Annotated in this window: 12 protein-coding genes and 5 pseudogenes; 9 read left to right on the top strand and 8 right to left on the bottom strand. The window is 67.4% G+C overall.

Going from position 1 to position 19865, the window contains the following annotated elements; genetic code table 11:
• Positions 1–48: 48 nt before the first annotated feature.
• A complete protein-coding gene (locus tag ACHBTE_RS33980; RefSeq protein ID WP_394729275.1) occupies positions 49–1278 on the bottom strand; it encodes a cytochrome P450 in 1230 nt (409 codons plus the stop codon).
• A 253-nt stretch (positions 1279–1531) separates the two neighbouring features.
• Between ACHBTE_RS33980 and ACHBTE_RS33975 the strand changes: the two genes are divergently transcribed.
• Complete coding sequence (locus ACHBTE_RS33975) at positions 1532–2269, top strand: hypothetical protein (RefSeq protein ID WP_394729273.1); 738 nt, start codon at positions 1532–1534, stop codon at positions 2267–2269.
• Positions 2270–2524: 255 nt separating this feature from the next.
• Here the strand turns inward: ACHBTE_RS33975 and ACHBTE_RS33970 are convergent.
• Positions 2525–3109: pseudogene (locus ACHBTE_RS33970) on the bottom strand (MFS transporter); the annotation flags it as partial.
• A gap of 890 nt (positions 3110–3999) precedes the next feature.
• Here ACHBTE_RS33970 and ACHBTE_RS33965 point away from each other — a divergent pair.
• Together ACHBTE_RS33965 and ACHBTE_RS33960 are read left to right on the top strand one after the other, a co-directional pair.
• The gene (locus ACHBTE_RS33965) at positions 4000–5079 is read left to right on the top strand and encodes a MerR family transcriptional regulator (RefSeq protein WP_394729271.1); all 1080 of its coding nucleotides are present in this window, start codon (positions 4000–4002) and stop codon (positions 5077–5079) included.
• Positions 5080–5382: 303 nt separating this feature from the next.
• Positions 5383–6390 (top strand): hypothetical protein, encoded by a 1008-nt coding sequence (locus tag ACHBTE_RS33960; RefSeq protein WP_394729269.1) that lies wholly within the window; start codon positions 5383–5385, stop codon positions 6388–6390.
• A 21-nt stretch (positions 6391–6411) separates the two neighbouring features.
• On the opposite strand, the gene ACHBTE_RS33955 is transcribed toward ACHBTE_RS33960, so the two are convergent.
• Positions 6412–7254, bottom strand: coding sequence for a phosphotransferase family protein (locus ACHBTE_RS33955; RefSeq protein ID WP_394729267.1), 843 nt, complete (start codon positions 7252–7254; stop codon positions 6412–6414).
• Positions 7255–7557: 303 nt separating this feature from the next.
• On the opposite strand from ACHBTE_RS33955, the gene ACHBTE_RS33950 reads away from it, so the two are divergent.
• On the top strand, positions 7558–8187 hold the full coding sequence (locus ACHBTE_RS33950) for a class I SAM-dependent methyltransferase (RefSeq protein WP_394729328.1): 630 nt from the start codon (positions 7558–7560) through the stop codon (positions 8185–8187).
• A 31-nt stretch (positions 8188–8218) separates the two neighbouring features.
• On the opposite strand, the pseudogene istB reads toward ACHBTE_RS33950, so the two are convergent.
• The 4 genes and pseudogenes from istB to ACHBTE_RS33930 form a co-directional block, all read right to left on the bottom strand.
• Positions 8219–8988: pseudogene (gene istB / locus ACHBTE_RS33945) on the bottom strand (IS21-like element helper ATPase IstB).
• On the bottom strand, positions 8985–10400 hold the full coding sequence (gene istA, locus ACHBTE_RS33940; RefSeq protein ID WP_394729265.1) for an IS21 family transposase: 1416 nt from the start codon (positions 10398–10400) through the stop codon (positions 8985–8987). Before istA ends, istB begins: the two are co-directional and overlap by 4 nt.
• 629 nt (positions 10401–11029) lie before the next feature.
• A pseudogene (locus ACHBTE_RS33935) lies at positions 11030–12462 on the bottom strand (IS1380 family transposase).
• A 423-nt stretch (positions 12463–12885) separates the two neighbouring features.
• Complete coding sequence (locus tag ACHBTE_RS33930; protein WP_394729263.1) at positions 12886–13413, bottom strand: hypothetical protein; 528 nt, start codon at positions 13411–13413, stop codon at positions 12886–12888.
• Between the two features lie 355 nt (positions 13414–13768).
• Here ACHBTE_RS33930 and ACHBTE_RS33925 point away from each other — a divergent pair, with 355 nt between their 5' ends.
• From ACHBTE_RS33925 to ACHBTE_RS33915, 3 genes are all read left to right on the top strand, one after another.
• Complete coding sequence (locus ACHBTE_RS33925; protein WP_394729261.1) at positions 13769–14137, top strand: trypco2 family protein; 369 nt, start codon at positions 13769–13771, stop codon at positions 14135–14137.
• A gap of 53 nt (positions 14138–14190) precedes the next feature.
• Positions 14191–17181 carry a tetratricopeptide repeat protein gene (locus ACHBTE_RS33920; RefSeq protein WP_394729326.1) on the top strand — a complete coding sequence of 997 codons (2991 nt, stop codon included), beginning with the start codon at positions 14191–14193 and terminating at the stop codon, positions 17179–17181.
• Between the two features lie 135 nt (positions 17182–17316).
• The gene (locus tag ACHBTE_RS33915) at positions 17317–17676 is read left to right on the top strand and encodes a cupin domain-containing protein (protein WP_394729259.1); all 360 of its coding nucleotides are present in this window, start codon (positions 17317–17319) and stop codon (positions 17674–17676) included.
• Between the two features lie 302 nt (positions 17677–17978).
• Here ACHBTE_RS33915 and ACHBTE_RS33910 read toward each other — a convergent pair.
• Positions 17979–18262: pseudogene (locus ACHBTE_RS33910) on the bottom strand (hypothetical protein); the annotation flags it as partial.
• Here ACHBTE_RS33910 and ACHBTE_RS33905 point away from each other — a divergent pair.
• Positions 18165–18769, top strand: a pseudogene (locus tag ACHBTE_RS33905) (trypsin-like serine protease); the annotation flags it as partial. The pseudogenes ACHBTE_RS33910 and ACHBTE_RS33905 overlap by 98 nt on opposite strands.
• Complete coding sequence (locus ACHBTE_RS33900) at positions 18758–19339, top strand: carbohydrate-binding protein (protein WP_394729324.1); 582 nt, start codon at positions 18758–18760, stop codon at positions 19337–19339. The pseudogene ACHBTE_RS33905 and the gene ACHBTE_RS33900, both read left to right, overlap by 12 nt.
• The last annotated feature ends 526 nt before the right edge of the window (positions 19340–19865 follow it).

Below are 19865 nucleotides of genomic sequence, written 5' to 3'. Positions count from 1 at the left end.
GCCAGCCACCCCGCCTGGCGGGTCAGGTTCTTCGGCTGACAGGCTGCATCACCACGTGACAGGAAGCCGTGCGACGAGCCTGACATTGAAGTTCTTGGCGTACTCGATGTGTTCCGTGTCCAGGCGAATGGTCGGCAGCCTGGTGAACAGGCGGCTGAACGCGGTTTCGGCCTCGATCTGGGCGAGTGGTCCACCGACGCAGTAGTGGATGCCGCGGCCGAGGGCAATCGGCCATTCTCTCTCGCGGTTGATGTCGAACCGGTCGGGGTCGGGGTAAACGGAGGGATCACGACAGGCACTCGCAAGCACCAGGACAACGGCATCGCCCTTACGCACATTCACGTCACCGATTCGCGAGTCCATGGTGGCGGAACGGCGGATGAACTGGTTGGGCGCGACCAGACGAAGCAGCTCGCGCACGGCCGCCGGCCAGAGCGTGGGGTCGTCCCGCAGCGACCGCAGCTGGCCGGGGTGACGCAGCAAGGCGACCAGTCCGTTGGACAGCAGGCTGGTGAGGTTTTCGTGACCGGCGATGAGGAAGAGCACCACGGTCGCGAAGAGTTCGTCGCGGCTGAGCCGGTCACCGTCCTCCGAGGCCCCGGCAAGGGTGGACAGCAGGCTCTCCGGACGGTCCTGCGCCTGATCGAGGGCCTCCCGTACAGCCCCGGCCAGCGCGTCGCCGGCGCGCGCGGCCCGTGCGGTCTCGTCGTCCGCGAGGGTTGCCGGGTCGCGTCCGAATGGCAGAAGGAAGTTGTCACACGCGTCCTTCAGCCGCCGCTGCTCCACCGGGTCGAGCGTCATGCCGAGCACCCCTGCGAGGACCCGTAGGGGCAGGGGCGCGGCAAAATCGGCGACGAAATCCATCCGGCCCCGGGGCTCGGCCCCGTCGAGCAGTTCATCCACGGTTTGCTCGATCCAAGGCCGCAGACGGCCAACACTGGCTGGGGTGAAGGCTCTGCTCACCAGGTGCCGCAGGCGGGTGTGATCGGGCGGGTCGGAGAAGACGAGGCTGGAGTGGACGAAGGCATACAGGTGCCGTAGCGGGTCGCGCGTCGCCGCAGAGGCTTCGAAGGTGATCACTGACGAGAAGGACGGGTCCTTGAGAACCCGCTCGACATCGTCATGCCGAGTGACGATCCACGCTCCGACCTGACTCGCGTAGTACACGGGATCTGTCTCTCGCAGCAGCGCATACCGTGCGTAGGGATCCTCAAGCATTGTGTCGTCGAACAACGCGGGCCGTCCCATGGCCGACACCACCCAGTCCGTGATTGCCATACCTCCCACCAGCTCACACCCTGGACCTGCGGTCGGCAAACGCAGTGCCGGATACGAGAGGCGCTGGTAGAGCCCACAGGTCGGGCTCCAGCCGCCTGCGGAGGATCGCGTGTGATGCCACTCAGAAGATCTGGGTCCTCGCCTTCAGTCCTGAACTGAGTCAGCCCCACTCGGTCAGGCAGCGTCGCAGCACAGCACATCGCGGTGCCGGTCCGCCTAGCCAGTGTGAGCTGAGATGCGCTACAAACCGCCCATGAAGTTGATCACGGAGCTGTTTGACGCGCACGAGTGGCCCGACGAGCAGTTGGAAGAGCTGTTCAGCGAGGGATTCCCAGAGTTCATCACCGCTGACCGGCTGGCCAAGCAGTACATCGGCCGGGTCCGGGAGTGGTTCATGGAGCTCAACCTCATGCTCGTCGACGAGCGCGGCGTGCCGGTCGCCACCGGCTGGGGGATACCGATCCGCTGGGACGGGAATGCGAAGACGCTGCCCTCGGGCTACACGGACGCCATTGTTCGCGCCGTCGAGAACCGCGAGCAGGGCATCGAGCCCGACACCCTGGTGATCTGCGGCGCCGTGGTCACACCCTCCCTCAAGGGCCGCGGCCTGGCCGGGGAGACGCTCACTGCGCTGCGGCGACTCGCCGTGGAGCAGAATTGGCCGCGGGTGCTCGCCCCGGTTCGCCCAACCTTGAAGTCGCAGTATCCGCTGGCGCCTATCGAGTCATTCATGGGATGGACCCGCCCGGACGGTACCTCGCTCGACCCCTGGATCCGTACCCACCAACGTCTCGGCGCGCGCATCATCGCCGCCGCCCCGGCCTCGCAGACTATGACCGGCACGGTCTCCGAATGGGAGCAGTGGACGGGAATGGCCTTCCCGGAGCCGGGCGATTACGTCATCCCGCAGGGGCTCAGCCTGCTCCATGTCGACAAGGACAGCGATCAGGGCATCTACGTGGAGCCCAACGTGTGGATGCAGCACATGTGACGGGCAGTCACGTGTGACCGGTAGCGTGGTCGCGCCCCCACTTCGTAGGTGCTCCCGACGTCACCTGGGTACCGCTACTCATGCGTCACACCGTGGACCGAGGGCTGAGGAGCATTGCCCACATCGGTCAGGCACGTAACGACGTCCGTAGCTTCGGCCTCCGCTGGAGCGTGCCCGGCGTCCCCGAAGCCACTGCACGTGACGCACAGCGGCGCGTGCGCGAGCGGTTGGTGAAGAAGGGCTGGAAACTCGCCTGGCCATTACCGTGACGAGGCCGACGACGCCCGGATGAACGAAGACCAGGCCGATCAGCCAGACGGCGCGCAGGGTGCCGACGGTCCGGAAGACCCGGTGCCGGCCGAAGCGGGCCACGACACGGCGGGCCAATCGCGAGCCGATGAGTCCGCCGAGGCAGGGTGCGGCGAAGGCGAGGGCGTACTGCCAAGGCGGGAAACCGAGTTGGCGAAGCAGGAGCCCGGCCAGCAGCGGCTCGGTGGCCATGATCAGACCGGCGACGAGCATTTGGTTGAGGTAGAGCGGCCGTAGACCGGGGTGGCCCATGATGTGTCGCCAGCCGTCGAGCAGTGCGCCTGCCCGGACCGGGCTCTTTGCGGTTCTTCGCGGCGTTTCTTCCTGGCCGCGGATGGCGGTGATGCCCAGCGCGGAGAGCAGGTAGCTGAGCGCGTCGGCCACCACCGTGGTGACCGGCCCGAACAGGCCGATCGCCGCCCCGCCCAGCGGTGGCCCCACTGCGATGGAGCTCCAGTTCGTGGACTCGAACCGCGCGTTGGCGACGAGAAGGTCGTCCGGCCGCACGAGGGCCTTGAGGTAGGCGCCGCTCCTTTATATCCCAGGTGAAGGATGTGCTATTCATCGCTCTGTGCGCTACGTGCGGTGAGACGGTCGGCCTCCGATCACCCCACCACCGACAAGCCAATTCCAGCAGGAGAGCCGGGCAACCCCCTTCCCGCTGGGAGCGATCGGCCAGATCGGTCGGCACAGACAGCCTGACTGATGCGCGGTGGGCTCATCCGGCACGTACACGCATTCCGGGTGCTTGGGCGGCACAGCCTGCGGTCGCATCTGTTACGACGACCTGCGTGCCGCGTGCCGCGGGCCGCGGTCAGCGGTCTTGGGCAAGGTCCAGAACCCGAGTGCAGAACGACCGTTGGACGGCCTTCCCCTCACCCTGGGGCATGGATGCTTTCTGCTGCTGCCCCGGCAACGAAAGCGCTCACGAAAACGGCGGGTCGAGGTGCAGATCGGCGCTACGACCGCCGCAACCACTCCGTCCCCGTCTCGAGGTCGCCTTGCTGACCGAGCTGAACGCCATGCTCGACCGGTGGGACCCAGATGACGAGGGGAGCCGGCGCTCGCGGTCGAAGACCCGCACCTTCGGCGAGCCCTTCGCCCCGGAAGAGCCGCTGCCGCGGCTTCCGCCCCGCGGGGTGTTCAAGACTGGACGTTGGTTCCCTCCGCGGGTGAACCGTTTCGGCTAGTCCTCGTCGTCCGCTGCAACACCTACTCGGTCCCCACCCGTTTCATCGGCCGCCGCACCGGCGCGAGTCCGACCGCCTCGCCCACACCAAAGCCCTGGCCGAGCAAGCCCAGGCCAGCGGAGTGGGAGACCATCGGACGGGCTGCGCAAGAACCTTGGTTGACCTTCACCTTGGGGGAGCCCACAGCATCAGTGGGGCCGGGCGACGCGCTCGGCATGAGGAGGAGCGAGCATGGGTTTGCTGACCATCGGGGCGTTCGCGAAGGCGTCCCGGCTGTCGCCGAAGGCACTGCGTCTCTACGACGAGCTCGGCCTGCTGACCCCCGCCCGCGTCGACCCGGTGACCGGCTACCGCCTCTATGCACCGGAACAGCTGGACCAGGCCCGACTGGTCGCCTGGCTCCGCCGCCTGGGCATGCCCCTGGCCCGCATCCAGCACGTCCGCACGCTGAATGCAGTCGCTGCAGCCCAGGAGGTCCGCGCGTTCTGGGCCCAGGTCGAGGCCGACACCGCCGCACGGCGGGACTTGGCCACCTTCCTCATCGACCACCTGTCACGGAAGGACCCCATCATGTCCCCGACCACCAAGTCTTTGGGAATCCGTTACGCCGCTCTCTCCGACACCGGCCTCGTCCGTGAGAGTAACCAGGACACCGCCTACGCCGGGCCCCGGCTCCTCGCCGTCGCCGACGGCTGCGGCAGCCAAGGAGCCCCGGCCAGTGCAGCCGCCATCGACGCGCTCAAGCGCCTCGAAACCGGCAGCTTCCCGGTCGGCAACCTCCTCAACGTCCTCGAAGACGTCATCGAACACGCAAAGCAAGCCGTGCACGACATCGCCGGGCACGACTCTGCATCCGAAGGCACCGGCACGACACTCACCGCGATGCTCTGGACCGGATCACAGCTGGCCCTCGTCCACATCGGAGACTCCCGCGTCTACCTCCTGCGCGGCGGAGAGCTGTTCCAGATCACCCACGACCACACCATGGTCCAGTCGATGGTCGACGAAGGACGCCTCAGCCTGGAAGAAGCTGCCTCCCACCCTCAGCGGTCGCTGCTGGTCCGAGCTCTGGGCCCAGGAGCCGACGCAACCCCCGACATGCGCCTTCACGACGCCCAGCGGGAAGACCGGTATCTGCTCTGCTCCGACGGCCTGTCGACCGTCGTGCCGACCCAAGACATCCACCGAGTACTCTCCGAGATCGGTGAGCCCGAGCAGGCCGTCCGCCAACTCATCGCCCTCGCCAACGCCTCCGGCGGCCCCGACAACGTCAGCTGCGTAATCGCCGACGTCATGGAGCTCCAGCAGTAGGGCGGGAGAAATGCACTTCGACTTGCATCGGATCCGCTTTCAGCAACTCATCGCCGAGGCCGACGAATACCGGCTCGCCCAACAAGCAAGGAGAGCCGAAAGGGCTCCTGGAAGCATGGCAGCCAGCCCATCACGACCGACTCAAGAGGGAAGGGCTGATCGAGACGCGTGCAGCAGTTCCGACGAACGGCCTTGGGCGCATCCAGTAGTCCCGTAGTCCCGTCCCAGACAACCCAGCTGCCCGATCTCTCCTATGAGTAGGGGAAATTCGACCTCACCCTCCGCACAACTAGGCTGTGCACTATGTCAGATGGCACCAACGCTTCCGTTCGGGACCTCTGCGACGATGATCGCAACGTGAGGCAGGCTGCGGAGGACCGTCTGGTGGCCCTCGGCGTGCAGGCGGTCGACACTCTGCTGCCCTACGCCGCAGAGCGCGACCCGTCCCGACTGAAGTGGGGGGCCGAGTCCGTCCTCCAGAGGCTGGGTGACGAAGCATTGCCGCGCCTGCGGGAGATCCGGCGACAGGGCCCCGGACGTCTGCGCAGCGACGCTCTGACAGTCCTGCTGGACCTGGGGGGTGCCGAGCACCTGGATGAGCGTGACCGACGTGCTGTGGAACGCCTCGTGCATATCAGGCTCAAGGACGAGCGCCCTGTGAGGGTCCCGTCGGAGGCCGGCCGCTGGCTGGCCTTCCCGGCGGACCGGCTCGACGACGCCGTAGCCGCTCTCGGCCTCCACGACCTACGGCCGGCGACTACGGTCATGGGCGTGGCAGCCGCCACCAAATCCCAAGACTCCATCGAGTTCAAGGAGTCCCAGGGCAAGACACAGACCGCTTACCGCGTGTTCATCACGCCGGCCTTCGAGACGTGGCTCTCGGAGGTTCCGATTCAGAACTGGTGCATGTTGTGGGGAAACTCGTTCATCGACCAGCTCGACGGCTTTGCGCTGGCGGACAGGCTGAGCGAGCGGTGCGGTGAGGCCCACCTCTACGTTCTCGACCCTTACAACCGCGCCGAGAACTGGTACGTATCCCGTGACGGCCGCAGTGTGCGAAGCTTCGGCACCTACGACGAGCCGCAGTTCCAGGGAGAACCTCTGCCATTCGAGGTGGAGCACAGGGAAGACGCGGACGAGGACGAGGCTGAGGAATACGCCGAGGGTGTCCCCTACGCCATGACGGCGGCGGACTACCTGTCCGTTGAACCCGGCCGTATGCCCGCTTCCGGCACCCACGGCCATGGATGGCTCGCCACCACTCGTCCCGACGTGCCCAACTCCCGCTTCAAGGGCGCCCTGCCCCTCTGAAGCCCGCACCTGCCCATTGCCTCAAGTACCCGACATTCGCAAGCATGCGGCACGAAGCCGGTTGAGCCCCTCCACCCTCCAATGGTTCCGGTCGGGCATTTGGTCGTTTCGGCGCCAGCGCCAGGCCGAGAACATCGCCCAGTTCAGGGCGCGACACTGGTGAATCAGGTCTGGGTCAGCTCCCGCATAGTGCTTGGCCACGTCCTCGGGGGCATGGGCAAGGTCGAACTCGATCGGCCCACGGCAGCACGTGGCGAGGTCTACGAAGAGCGGCCCTCTCCTCGTGTTCAAGAGGTTGCCCGGATGCGGCTCGCCGTGCAACAGCTGGTCGCCTGCCTTCCCGATGCTGACAGCAGCGCTCAGACCACTGAGTGTGTTGCTGAGGAATTCCCGGTCAGAATCGAGCAGCTCAAGGGAGCGCTCGCGATCGTTCACCTCGCTCAGGGACCGAGCGACTCGATCGCTGAAATGCGGTGCGTCCAGATTGATCTGGCGCAGAGCGGCGTGGTGCCGCATGAGTACGTCCGCGTAGTCGGCCGGCGTGATCTTTGATCCCACAGGCTCGTAGTAGGTCCAGAACGAGATGACGAAGGCATCACGCACATGGACCCGGGGCTCGACCCGAGGCTCGAGCTCAGCCACCGGAGCGCCGGCGTCGGCCAGGCTGCGAGCAACCTCTACTTCGAACTCAGAAGCAGCCAGATGCTCCGAAGGCGCAACCCGAGCCAGAACACCACACGGGATCATGCGCAGCACGACGCGGTCCGAGTTGTGGATGACGATCACATCGTCGACCTGTAAGCCCAGTTCGGAAGCGGTCGCCCGTCCTGCCTCAACTGCGCGACGGAGTTCCAGTGGCTCCATACCGTCCTCCCTGAAGGGCCCGTGTCGAGGGTAGTTGAGTCCGTCATCGTCATAGGCGGGCCCTCGTAAGGGTCAGGGATGGTGCCGAGACCGGGCTCAGCCCCTGTCGGGCTCTGGCGTTGCCGGATCTCGCCGACCAATGCTGCACCAGTTTCCGTCACCCCGGATGCACAGGATGCGGCTGTCGGCGTACGAGCTGAAGTGCAGAGCCGCGTACAGATGAATGTGCAGAGCTGTTAGGGCCTGTCCCCGGCACGGGGCCGGAGAAGCTGCGAACGTGCGCGGATGTTAGCTTCGCTTGCCGTGATGGAGCACCAGGACGACACTAGGGCGGCCTACGACGGGGTCGTCGAGCTGTATGCGTCGCTGTTCGCTAATCGGTTGGAGACGCAGCCGTTCTCGCGGAACATGATCGGCACCTTTGCCGAGCTGGTGCGCGGGACGGGGAACCCGCGGGCAGCGGACGTCGGGTGCGGCCCGGGACATCTGACAGCCATGCTGCACGACCTGGGGCTGGACGCCTTCGGGCTCGACCTCTCTCCGGGCATGGTCGACCACGCCCGGCGGGCGCATGCTGCGCTGCGGTTCGACGAGGCGCGGATGGAGGACCTGCCGGTCGAGGACGGCGCGCTCGGCGGCGTGCTGGCCCACTACTCTATGATCCATACCCCGCCTGAAGAATTGCCTGCGCTGCTCGCCGAGCAGGTGCGTGTCCTGGCGCCGGGCGGCCTGCTGCTGGTCTCGTTCTTTGCGACCGACGGACCGGAGCCGGTCCGCTTCGACCACAAGGTAACGCCCGCCTATAGCTGGCCGGCGGACCGGTTCGCCGAGTTGCTGGCCGAGGCCGGGCTCACCACGTTCGCCCGGCTGCTCCACGACCCGGCCTCCGACCGGGGTTTCCTCGACGCCCACTTGCTGGCCCGCCGCCACTAGAGCGTGCCCCGTGGTCTTTGGGCGGCAGCGCTTAAGCGACTTCGGTCTCTCGCTCGATGGCCTTGAGGCGGTTCTTCAGGCGGTAGCTGGGGCCGTTGATGGAGATCACTTCGCAGTGGTGCAGGAGGCGGTCGAGGATGGCGGTGGCCAGGACCTCGTCGCCGAACACCTGTCCCCATTCGCTGAAGGTCTTGTTTGAGGTCAGGATGATCGAGCCCTTCTCGTAGCGCTTCGAGATCACCTGGAAGACCAAGTTCGCCTCGGCTCGTTCCAGCGGCTGGTATCCGACTTCATCGACGACGAGGACGCTGGGCCGCAGGTAGGTGCCGAGCTTACTGGTCAAACGGCCGGCGGCCTCGGCGGCTTTGAGGTGGCGGACCATGTCGTCGAGGCTGGTGAAGTAGATCGAGTAGCCGGCCCGGCAGGCCGCGACCGCCAGGGCGACAGCGATATGCGTCTTGCCCACCCCGGGCGGCCCCAGCAGGGCGGCGTTCGCCTTGGCCTCGACGAACGACAGGGTGGCGAGGTCTTTGACCTTGCGCGGGTCGAGGTCGGGCTGGAAGGAGAAGTCGTACTCGTCCAGAGTCTTGTGGTGGGGCAGCCGGGACAGCCGCAGGCCCTGGCGGAAGCGGCGGTCGTCGCGGACGGCAAGTTCCTCGGACAGCACCAGATCGAGGAAGTCGAGATAGCCCATCTTGCCCTCGTCAGCCCGCGGATGTACTCGCTGATGGTCTCGGTCAGGTGGGGCAGGCCGAGCTTGCCGGCTGTGTTGCGGATGCGGGTGGAGACCAGCTCGCTCAAGACATTTCCCTCGTGCTCGGGTGGGTGGTGAAGGGACGGGTGCCGGTCAGTTCGTCATAGACCGACAGTGGACGGCGGCCGACCTCGATGCGGGTGGCGGCAGCCCGGTTCAGCAGGGCCTGCAGCGGTCCGGCCTCCTCGCCCAGAGGACGTTCGCGCCGGGGCTGGGGGACGTCGCCGGTGGTGGTGCGGCGGCCCTTGCCGGTGGGCAGGCCGTCCCAGTGGGTCTCCTCGACGACCCGGACGCCGCGGCCGACCGCCCGAGGGTGCATGGCCAGCAGCGTCTCGCCGCTGGCGTCCGCGGCGGTCGAGTGCACCATGATCTGTGACTTCGTGGCCCGGATCTCGACCAGCTGGCGGGGGCGGACTCGGCGGGCGGGCACCGAGTAGAGGTTGCCGCCGAAGGCGACCAGGCAGTCCTTGCCGACCGGCCGCAGATGCCGTTCGGCCACCAGATAGGGGGTGGGCGGCAGCGGCTTGAGAGCTGCGTGGTCACGGGCCGCCCGTTCGCCGATGACCTCCCGGTGCGTCTTGTGGGTCTGGGCCCGCCGCTGCGGCACCCAGGCGGCGAAGGCCGCGTCCATCTCCTCGACGGAGGAGAAGGCCCGGCCGGACAGGACGTGATCGCGGACGATGAGGACCTGGCGTTCGACGCGGCCTTTCCCAGTGGGCCGGTAGGCGGCCAGGACGTCGATGTCGAAGTCGTAGTGACCGGCGAAGCCGACCGCTTCCGGGTGCAGCGGGACCGCCTCGCCGGGGGCGACGTGGCGTCGGACGACGGTCTTGGTCCGGTCGTAGACGATCGTCATCGGGACCCCGCCGAAGTGAGCGAACGCGCGGCGGTGGCAGTTGAAGAAGGTCTGCAGGTCCTGGCTGGTGGTGAAGCAGCAGAACGGGTCGCGTGAGTACGACAGCGTCATGTGGAAGGAGTAGACCTTCGCGATGCCCATGTGGGCGAGGATCTTGCCTTCGTCACCCCAGTCCACCTGGGCCTGGGCGCCCGGGATGACCTCGAATCGGCGGTGCATGCCCGCCAGCTCTTTCGGCGTGATGCCGAGTTCCTCAGCGATCCGGGGCCGGGCTTCCTGGACGTAGAGCTTGGTCCGCTGGTAGTTGCCGGTGAACCCGTACCCCGCGGCCAGCCGCTCGTGGATGACAGCGGCCTTCATCAGGATCTCCGCCCGCAGCATCGAGTCGACCAGCGGCGCGAACTCGTCGATCACCCTGGCCCGGGACCGGCCGTTCGGCGACCGGCGCGGAGGCGAGGCGGGTCCATCGGCTGACAGATACTTGCTGACCGTCCGCCAGTTCAGGCCGGTCTCCTTGGCGACCTCGGTCAGGCTCATGGCTCCGGACTCGACCAGGCCACGAAAACGCCGTAGTTCCAGCCAGCGCTGCGGATCCAGGACCACGGCCACCCCATCTCTGCGACCTCGACCAACAGGTAGCAGAGTGCCGAATCCCGAACCTCAGCACATCAGGAACTCTGCACGTTCATCCGTACGCGGCCATGCACGTTCACGTGTACGCCGACAGCGGCGTCTTCTGCATGTGCGTGCGCCTCATCGCGGTTTGGCGGGATGGCACGGCCAGGTGTGTCTCTTCAACGGGACAGCACCTGTTACGGGCTTTCGTGACGTACCGCGGCCGCTTACCCCTCCCAGATGCGGATTCGGCGGCCAAGCCCATGAGCCTCCCAGTACTCGCGATGAGCCCTCGTCGAAAAGACACTTCGTGCGTCGTAATCATGGATTCATTGCGGTCTGGCTGGCCACCGGTCTCGCGGTCGTCTCGGCCTTCTGCGGTTCGGCCATTGCCATCAAGGACGGTGAGGAGGCCGCCACGGCCGACAACGGCCCGGTCGGCATGGTTCATCTGCAGCTAGCCTCCCTGTTTCGCTTCGGGTGGGTGAGCGGGTGTGCAGTAGTGGCTTCGGGCGCGCATTGTCGGGTCGTTGTCGGCGGGCATGGCCGTGGCCCGACGCGCGGGTCGGGTGCTCCAGGTTCCTTGGGCCGTGGGCGGGCAGGGGCGCTGTCAAGGTTCAGGTGGCTGGCCGGGGTTGGGCCGTGAGGCGGGCGAACGCGCTGGTCAGCTCGTTTCGCCAGGGCCAGGTTGCGGAGATGCGCAGACGGAGAAGGCGACCGCCCCGGGTGATGCGGGCGGCTGTGTGCAGCAGTCGGTATCGGAGCTTCTTCGGCTCGGCTGTGGCCAACTCGCCTTTCAGTAGTAGTGCTGAGTCCAGGCGAGCAGGTCGGCGCCGGTCAGGGTCAGCTCCAGCCAGGCAGCGTTGATCTGGAAGTGGCGGGAGGAGAAGCGGCCGAAGCCCGTGGTCTTGCCGCTGCGGATGCGGTCCTCGACGCGGGCGTGTGCGCGATGGCGGACCTCCAGGTGCTGCAAGGAGCCCTCGCTGTAGGAGTGTCGGTGAGAAAGACCTGGTGGCGCATGCCCTCGTCTAGGTCGAACAGCGACAGCTGGGCACCGGGGTGCGGACGCTCGCGCCGCACGATGACCTGTGTGCCGTCCGGGTAGCCGGCCAAGTCGATCATGCCGGTCAGCTCGGCGGCTTCCGCGCCCTGACGCAGGGTGCCGTCTTGCTCGAGTGCGGGATGCCAGACCTGCTCGGGCAGGGCTCGGATCGCCTGGCGGACCGGCTCGGTGACGGCCTATCCGACGGAGAAGTGGGTGAGGATCCCCCGTGAGCTCAGGGCCTGCACGGGCTCCAGGAACGCTTTTGCTCCTCCGGCGCTGTCCGCGCGGATGAGGATGGGTGTGCCGTGGCGGTGGGCGTCGGGGATCTGGGCAAGCGCCTGGTCGAAGACGGTGATGTGGTCCGCGGCGGTGTTGACACCGGCGTTGCCGGGCCTGAGCAGGCCGGCCAGAGCTTCGCCGGTGTTGTCCAGGAAGCACCGTAGCGGGTGGTAGCCGAAGCCCCGCTTGTAGGTCGCCGCTGCCCGCTCTTTCTCGGAGTGGCAGGTCACCAGGGTGGCGTCGAGGTCCAGGACAAGACCGGGCAGATCGCGTCCGCCCGCGCGGGCTGCGGGTATCCCTGCTCTGGTGTCGGCGGCCTGCAGCCAGGCGACCTCCCGCGCGGTGGCCCTGGCCGAGCGCAGGCGGGCGAGTGCAGCCGAGTCGATGCTGGCCAGCAGCCGCTAGGCGGTCGGGGTGGAGGCGGGCGTGGCCGAACACCTCCGCCTGGTCGCGCAGCAGGGCCAGGTCAGATATCGCCTCGCTGCCGTCAGCGAGCATGACGGCGAGATCGACCGCGATCCGGCCGGGATCGTGCCCGGTGCCACGCGGTCGCAGCCGACGTAGTGCGTCCGTGAAGGCACTGGTCAGGCCAGTGATATCGGCGAGATCAGCCAGCAGGGGGGATCAGGCGTGGCTGACCACCCCGTGACCGTCGGCCGACACGACGAGCTTGGGACGCGACCGGGTAGGGTGCACGCAGAAAGTGCCTTCCTGCTGTGATGACAGAGACCTTCGACAAGCCTCATCTTCCCAGCTCAGAAAGGCACTTTCGCTTTTCTGATCAAGACTCGACACCACCGCAAGTGAAACGAGCATGCTAGTCGTGCTCAGCGCCTGCGAGGTCGCCTCCCCGGGCCGCGGAGTCCGGTCGGCGACGCGGCCTTCGTCGGAGCGTTCCTGGACCCGGGCAGCAAGCCGATCACCGCGAAACCTGGGGTCCGTCGAAGACGGTCTGGCAGGGACGTTCTCCTCCGCGCTCTGCGAGGAACTCGTCACGGGGCGGCCGCTGATCGGCGCATTCGGAAGCGTCCGTCGCCGTATGCGAACAGAAGCCAGGACCCTGTTGGCATCGCTGAACGCGACCGGGAGTGCTGCGTTCCTGGCCGATCCGTGCGAGCTGACGCTCCGCGGCCTCGGGGTGCATGTCCCTCATGCCCCCTGCGGCTCGTCGCCCGGAGGGCGATAGGCCTCGAAGAGGAGCTCCAGCTCCCGGAGAATCTCCTTACGGCGTTCGGGGTTGAGGTCGGCGTTCGTCAGTTCCTTCGCGAGGTCCGCGTGCCTCTTCTTGTCCTCTGCGGACATCTTGTCCATCCACGCGAACTTGCCGGATCGAGAGTTCTCCTCTCTCAGTTTCTTGCCGCGTCTAAGGTAGTCCTCGATCTCGCTCTTCGAGAGCACCGACGGATCGGCGCCGTCCTTCAGGATGAGGTAGAAAGCCCACCCGATCGCTTCCACGGTGACTAGGGATACGCCTGCGTTCACGGCAGTCCCGAAGACGGGAATGAACGAGGACAAGCCCTTGATGATCAAGGCTCCGGCGAAATACTGCCCAGCGGCAGTGGCCACCCCCATGAACCGCCAGCGGTCGGACTGGTGTCCGTTCACGTGGGCCAGCAGTCCGCCCATGACACTGCATATCACAAGGAGCCCTGTCGTATCCGGGGTCACCCCGAGCACGGGAACGCTCCCCCACGCACCGGACCAGAAGGCCGCCCCTACGGCACACGAGTGGATAACAACATGCGACCTCTCAAGCGAACTTAGAGTCATCGTACGGCCCCCCACTTCGACTTGCCGACGCCATCCCCTCATGTGGTCAGCGCCCGGCAGCCTTCCGCATCATGAAGACCGGACACAAGAACACATCTGTGGTTCGGTCAAACTCGGTTCTAAACGCTCACTTCTTGCCGTTAATGACGCGGCAGAAGCTCGAATCTTGCGAAAGTAACAGTGCGCCTGCAGCGGGGTGCGCAAGGCCGGATCAGGGAATAACTTGGGCGTCGTCAGCATCGGTACATCCCGAGGAGCGCGGGTGAGGGAAAGCGGCGAGGGCACCGGGGTCGACCTTGCGGAGGCGATCGAGGCGCTCCGCGACAATCTGGAACGGGCCTGGCTCAGCGGCCGTGACCGCCATATCCGGTTCAAGCCGGAGCCGGTGGAATTGACGGTCCAGGTGGGAGTGACCCGCGTCGGCAAGGGATCGGCCGGCGTCCGCTGGCAGGTACTCACCCTGGGCGGCGAGCGCAGCAGGGAGCTGTCCTCCCTCCAGACACTGCGACTGCAATTGACACCCATCCTGCACGACCTGCAGCGGAACCGTCTCGATGATGGCGAACAGCTCATCTCCGACGTCGAGGACCTTGACCGTCCCGAGTCCCCGAGCAGTGATGAAGGGCGTTGAACACTGACAGGATCGCACTGATCCACTTCAGGACGCACGACGGACACACCGGAGTGGGGTCCGGCCTGCTTGTCAATGACCGTACGGTTCTGACGGCCCACCACGTGACCGAGGGAACAGACCACCGAGTCCAATGCGCGGACGGACCCCGCAGCGTCGCCTCGGTGCTGCGACCGGGGTCGTCGGCCGTCGATCTCGCGCTGCTCACCCTCACCGAGCCGGTAAAGGGCCTCGACGCGCTGACGTTGGCCCGTGTCGACCGGGCCTCTGTCGGCGTCCTCAAGGCCTGCACGGTGGGATTCCCGCGCTGGCGCCGAGACAACCAATATCGGCGCACAGCGCAGGTGGACGGCACGATCCCCACGGCTGAGGGTCTGGCCTACTCGGCGCCGTCCTGCGAAACGGAAGGGCTGCTGACTCTCGTGGGCAACCGTCAGCCGGGCACACCTCGGATCACCACGGGTTCCCTGCTGGACACGGGACTCGGCGCGGGAGCTTGTGCGGATGCGGGGTCGCCGTGGGCAGGCATGTCGGGAGCGGGCGTTGTCTGCGGTGAAACGGTGGTCGGCGTGGTTCGCAGCCACAACGTGGCGGCCGGGCAGAACTCGCTGACGGTGACCCCGCTGACCGCGCTCGAACTGCTGCCTCCCCAGGCACGGAAGACCTTCTGGGCGATGCTCGGAGTGGACGACGCCGCAAACCTGCCGGTCCTGACCGCGGCCGGCACCGCAGCCGTCACCTCCGTCGTCAATACGCTGCCACGATCGGTGCCGGACTTCACAGGACGGGACACCGCGCTGAGGGAACTGCTCGATGCCGCGAGGGATGAGGGAGCCGCCTGCGTCGCTTCCATCGACGGCATGGGCGGGGTCGGCAAGACGGAACTCGCTTTGCATGCGGCGCACCGGATGGCCGCCCACCATGTCGACGCCCAGCTCTTCGTCGATCTCCAGGGGTTCAGCCGGGACCGGTCCCCGGTGCCGCCGCACACCGCACTGGAGTCACTGCTCATCGCGGTCGGAATCGCGCCCGAACAGGTGCCTGCCGGGCTGGAACAGCGCGCTGCACTCTGGCGTGCAACCCTGGCTCGCCGCCGTGCCCTGCTGATCCTCGACAACGCCATCTCCGCCGAACAGGTCACGCCCCTGCTGCCGGGCAAAAGCGGATGCGCCGTTCTGATCACCAGCCGACGCCGTCTGATCGATCTGGAGGGAGCGAAGTTCATGACCGTGGACACGCTCGATGAGTCCTCTGCCGTGGAACTGCTCGAGCGGATCATCGCGGGAGCGATCCCCGTGGCTGACGAGGATGACGAGCGGATGCGCGAGGTGGTCCGGCTCTGCGGCTACCTACCGCTCGCCATCCGGATCGCCGGCGCCCGGCTGCGGCGTCGGCCGCAGCTCGGACTGTCCGGCCTGATCACCGAACTGACCGGTGCCCACGGTGGCCTCGGCGCACTCCGCAGCTCAGAGCGGGACGTGCGCGCCGCATTCGACGTGTCCTACGAGGCACTTGAACCCGACGCACGGAGGCTGTTCAGGCGTCTCGGCATGCACCCTGGCCAGGACGCCACAGTGACGGACGCCGCGGAGCTCACACAACTGCCCCGGGACACCACGGAGTGGCTCCTGGAGGAGCTCCTCGGGGACAACCTGGTCCAGGAACTGCACAATGGCAGGTTCTCGCTGCACGATCTCCTGCGGGACTACGCGCGCGACCGTGCCCGGCAGGATGAGCGGCCCCCTGAGCGGGCGGCTGCTCTTGACCGCCTGTTCAGGCGCTACGCCGAACGCGCCGCGGAAGCCGACCGGGTGCTGTCCCCCCTGTCTGCCCGAGCACCTGCCGGCAGCGGCACGCCGGACCCGGGCGGAGACCACAAGCTGGAGGCACGCGCTGCCCCGTTCTCCCCTTCCGCGGCCCGAAAATGGCTGGTCGCGGAACACGCCAACATCGTCGCCTGCGCTCGATCCGCCGTTGAGAGCCGGAGCGTGCATGCCCTCGGCCTCACCGTCGCGGCAGGCCCTCTGCTGCTGCTCGGGTACGCCGATGACGCCGGAGCGCTCTACGAGACCGCCCTTGTGGCCGCTCGCGCGCTGGGGGATCGTACGGTCGAGGCAGCCGCGCTGCTCGGCCTCGGCGAAGTGGCACGGTTCGCGGGCCGCGTCGGCGCAGCGCGCGACTCCTTCGAGGCCGCCCGAGCGCTCTGTGGGGATCTGGAGGACGCGGCAGGTTTGGCCCGTGCCCTCTACGGCCTCGGGGAGATCGAGCGGACGGCGGGGCGGTTCGGCGCCGCCCTCGAGTACCACGGGGCCGCGCACGCCGTCTGCTGCGAGGCCGATGACGCGCCGGGCCAGGCGGATGCCCTGCGGGGCATGGGGGAGGTCGCACAGGCGCTCGGCGATTTGGAGTCCGCCCGTCGCCACTACGGCCGGTCCCTCGCCCTGAGCGAGGACTCGGGCAACCTCTACGCACAGGCGTACGCCTACCTGGGCCTGGCAGAGGTGGAGCAAGGCGCACGGGACCATCCGGCGGCGCGAGAGCGCTTCGAACACGCCGAAGCCATCTGCCGCACCATCGGGAACCGCCGCGGCCTCGCGAACGCCAGGTACGGCCTGGCGGAGGTCGCCCGCGTCACCCACGACTGGGACAGGGCCCGGGACGACTACGCCCGCACCCGGGCGATCTGCGCGGAGATCGGAAACCTGCGAGGCCAGGCCGGCGCCCTGCTCGGGCTGGGCAGCCTGGAAGAAGCGGTCGGCAACGGTGAGGCCGCGGTCACGCACTACCAGGCAGCCCATGACCTCTGCGAACAGATCGGCTACAGGCTAGGACAGGCCACGGCGCTGAGCGGCATCGGCAAAGCGGCGCTCGAGGGCGGCGATCCGGCACGGGCCGTCGCGGTATGGGAGCAGGCCAGAGCACTGTGCAGGGATATGGGTTTGGACCGGCGGGTTGCCGAACTGAACGAGAGCATCCAGCAGGTGAGGCGAGCGTACGGTCCCCGCCGGGGACGTCTGATCCGTAAACGGCCTCCCGAATGCTGAAGAGTCGTCCTGGGATTCAGTGTTCATTACCCCCTGCGGCTGAATAGTGCCGTAGACGCGGCTCGTCAATCCACGCCACAATCAACCCGCCCAGTTCGCTGTCGCGGAATCACCCTACGACAGGGGGGAAGCGCCATGCCGACCACCAACGTGTTGAAAGCCGGAGAGGGCGAGATCATCACCCTGCCAGGCGCCTCGGTCGTCATCAAGGACCGGCTGCCCGGCATCATGGACGACTGCGTTGTCGTGGAGTTCACCGCCGAGCCCGGATTTCGCGGCCCCGGCCCGCACACCCACGCCGACCGCGCGGAGTACATCTGGGTCCTCGACGGCGAATTCGAGTGGATCGTGGACGAGGAATCTTTCCGGGTCTCGGCAGGCGAATACATCAGGATTCCCGAGGGTGCCGTGCACAACTTCAGTAACATCAGCAGGGAGCAGTCCCGCTGGTTTGGCGTATGCCCCGCCGCGGAGGCAGATATCTATGCTCATTGATTCCTTACCTCCCCGTTTCAGTTGGCTCGGCTGACCCGAACTGGTCGCAATGACCGTGGCTGTCGGCTGTTTCTCGCCGGGTGGGCATGGCTGGGGCCCGACGCGCGGTCGGGTACTCCAGGTCCTCATGTAGAGGACGCACCAAGCGGTGGGGGTGGGGGCCGCCGGACCGAACACTTCACGCTGATCGCGCAGGAGGGTCAGGTCGGCTATTGCCCTGGAGATCCAGGGCAAGACCGCCGAGCAGTTCGAGACCGAGACCCCGCGAGGCCGCGGTCAAGGGCATCATGACGTCCTCAACGAGCTTCGCCGCCGTCGGCGAGCATCACCGCCAGGTCGACCGCCACCCGGCCCGGATCGTGGCCGGTGCCGCGCGGCCGCAACCGGCGCAGCGCGTCGGCAAAGGAGCCGGTCAGCCCGTTGCGTCGGCGAGATCGGCCAGCAGGCGCGATCCAGCGTGGATGACCACTCCGCGACTGTCGGCCGAGATGACAAGCTTGGGACGCGACCCGGTAGTGTGCACGCAGAAAGTGCCTTCCTGCTGTGGTGACAGAAGCCCTAGACAAGCCTCATCATCCCAGCTCATAAGGCACTTTCGTCTCTCCGTTCAAGATCCGGACACGGCCGCAACTGAAACGCGCAGGCTAGGCAATGCCAGCTATGGGGGAACGCTCATCCACGCCAAGTGGGTTCTCACAGCGGCCCACTGCCTCAACAACAAGTCTCCGGAGGTGATAACGGTCCGCGTGGGGAGCCTGAAGCGGAGCGAGGCCACGGCCCTCTCGGTTATGGCCAAGCACACGTGGCAGGATGCCGACATCGCCCTGCTTGAGTTGAGCGGCGAGGCCGGGCCTGCTCCGGTTTCAGGCTCGGCGACGCCGACCCCGCGGTCGCCTCCAGGGGAGAAATCTACGGCTGGGGAGGGACCGAGACCCCCGGGAGGCTGCCAGACAATCTGAAGACCGCGCGTATGGAGGTCACCGAAGTGGGCGGTCCCTGCAAGGACAGCCGACGCGGGCCCAGCGTGTGCGTCACGGGGATCACCGGCATCACAAGGGGCGGGGACTCCGGTGGCCCCCTGATGATCGACGGCAAGCAGGTCGGGAGGTGTCCGGAGCCGGGCAGATTCGCCAGCGTCGCCCACAGCCTGCCGTGGATCGAGCAGACCACCCGACTGGACTTCGACAACGACGGCAAGGTTGCTGGCACCGCCCCCGGCACCGAGACCGCCTGGGCCGCCGGTACGGCCTATGCGGCGGGAAGAACCGTCTCCCACCAGGGCTATAAGTGGGAAGCCCGGAGGTGGACCAATACTGAGCCCGTCACCGCGCCGCCCGGCGCGGACCCGGGAGCGGCTCCCTGGAAGGAGCTCGGTCACCTGCTGACGGGCGGGCTGTCAGCTCGCCCCGTCGGCGCAGTCGCCTCACCCGCGGCGGCCCCAGCCCCGCCGACCCGGCCGGTTCACCCCCGTCGGCGCAGCCGCCTCAGGCCCAGGAGGCCTCGGCCGGGCCCTTCCGACGTCCACGAACGCCTGGTACGGCACCTTCGTGACCTGCAACGCGTGGACGATGCGTTGCGGCAGCACCGCAAGGTGCGGGCTGCCCCCGGCTCGCGTTCCCCGCCTGGCCGACAGAACCGATCACGCGACACGGGGCGCACATGAGAATCACCCCGCCGTCCGGCCGGCGGGGGCCGCGCGGCTGGTGCGCTGCAGCGCACCGTCGGCACTCTCGCCCTGGTGTGCCCGCCCGCGGCCGACGCATCTCCGCGGGCCTTGCCGGCCGGTACGGCCTCCGAGGAGCAGATAGCGGTGTTGTCCCCCGCACCGGTCCGATCGACTACGGGCAAGTGTCCGACGTACTGACATGCATCTCCCAGAGCGTCGTGACCGCGATCCAAGCAGCCCGGCCGAGCGAGATGTCGGTCCAGCTCTGCATCAGCGTCTCCGCGAATGCCGGACAACTGACAATCCTCCTCGTAGCGGGGCGACGCCTCCGCGGACCCCGCCATCACCCTGACCTGGCGCAAGGACCCGCCCCTGCCACCCAGTCCGGCTGAGGGCCAGGCCGATTTGCCGTACGCAGCCCAGCCGATCCGACGAACCCGCCGAGGCTAGTGACCTGAGTCGAAGATTCGTCGTTGGTTCGGTATGAGTCGTCCGGGTCCGAAGATTCCGCCGTTGTCGGTGA

This window comes from Streptomyces sp. M41 (genome assembly GCF_043673425.1).
GTDB lineage: Bacteria > Actinomycetota > Actinomycetes > Streptomycetales > Streptomycetaceae > Streptomyces.
The sequence above is the reverse complement of the archived record's forward strand: the minus strand, read 5'-3'. Positions and strand labels throughout refer to the sequence as shown.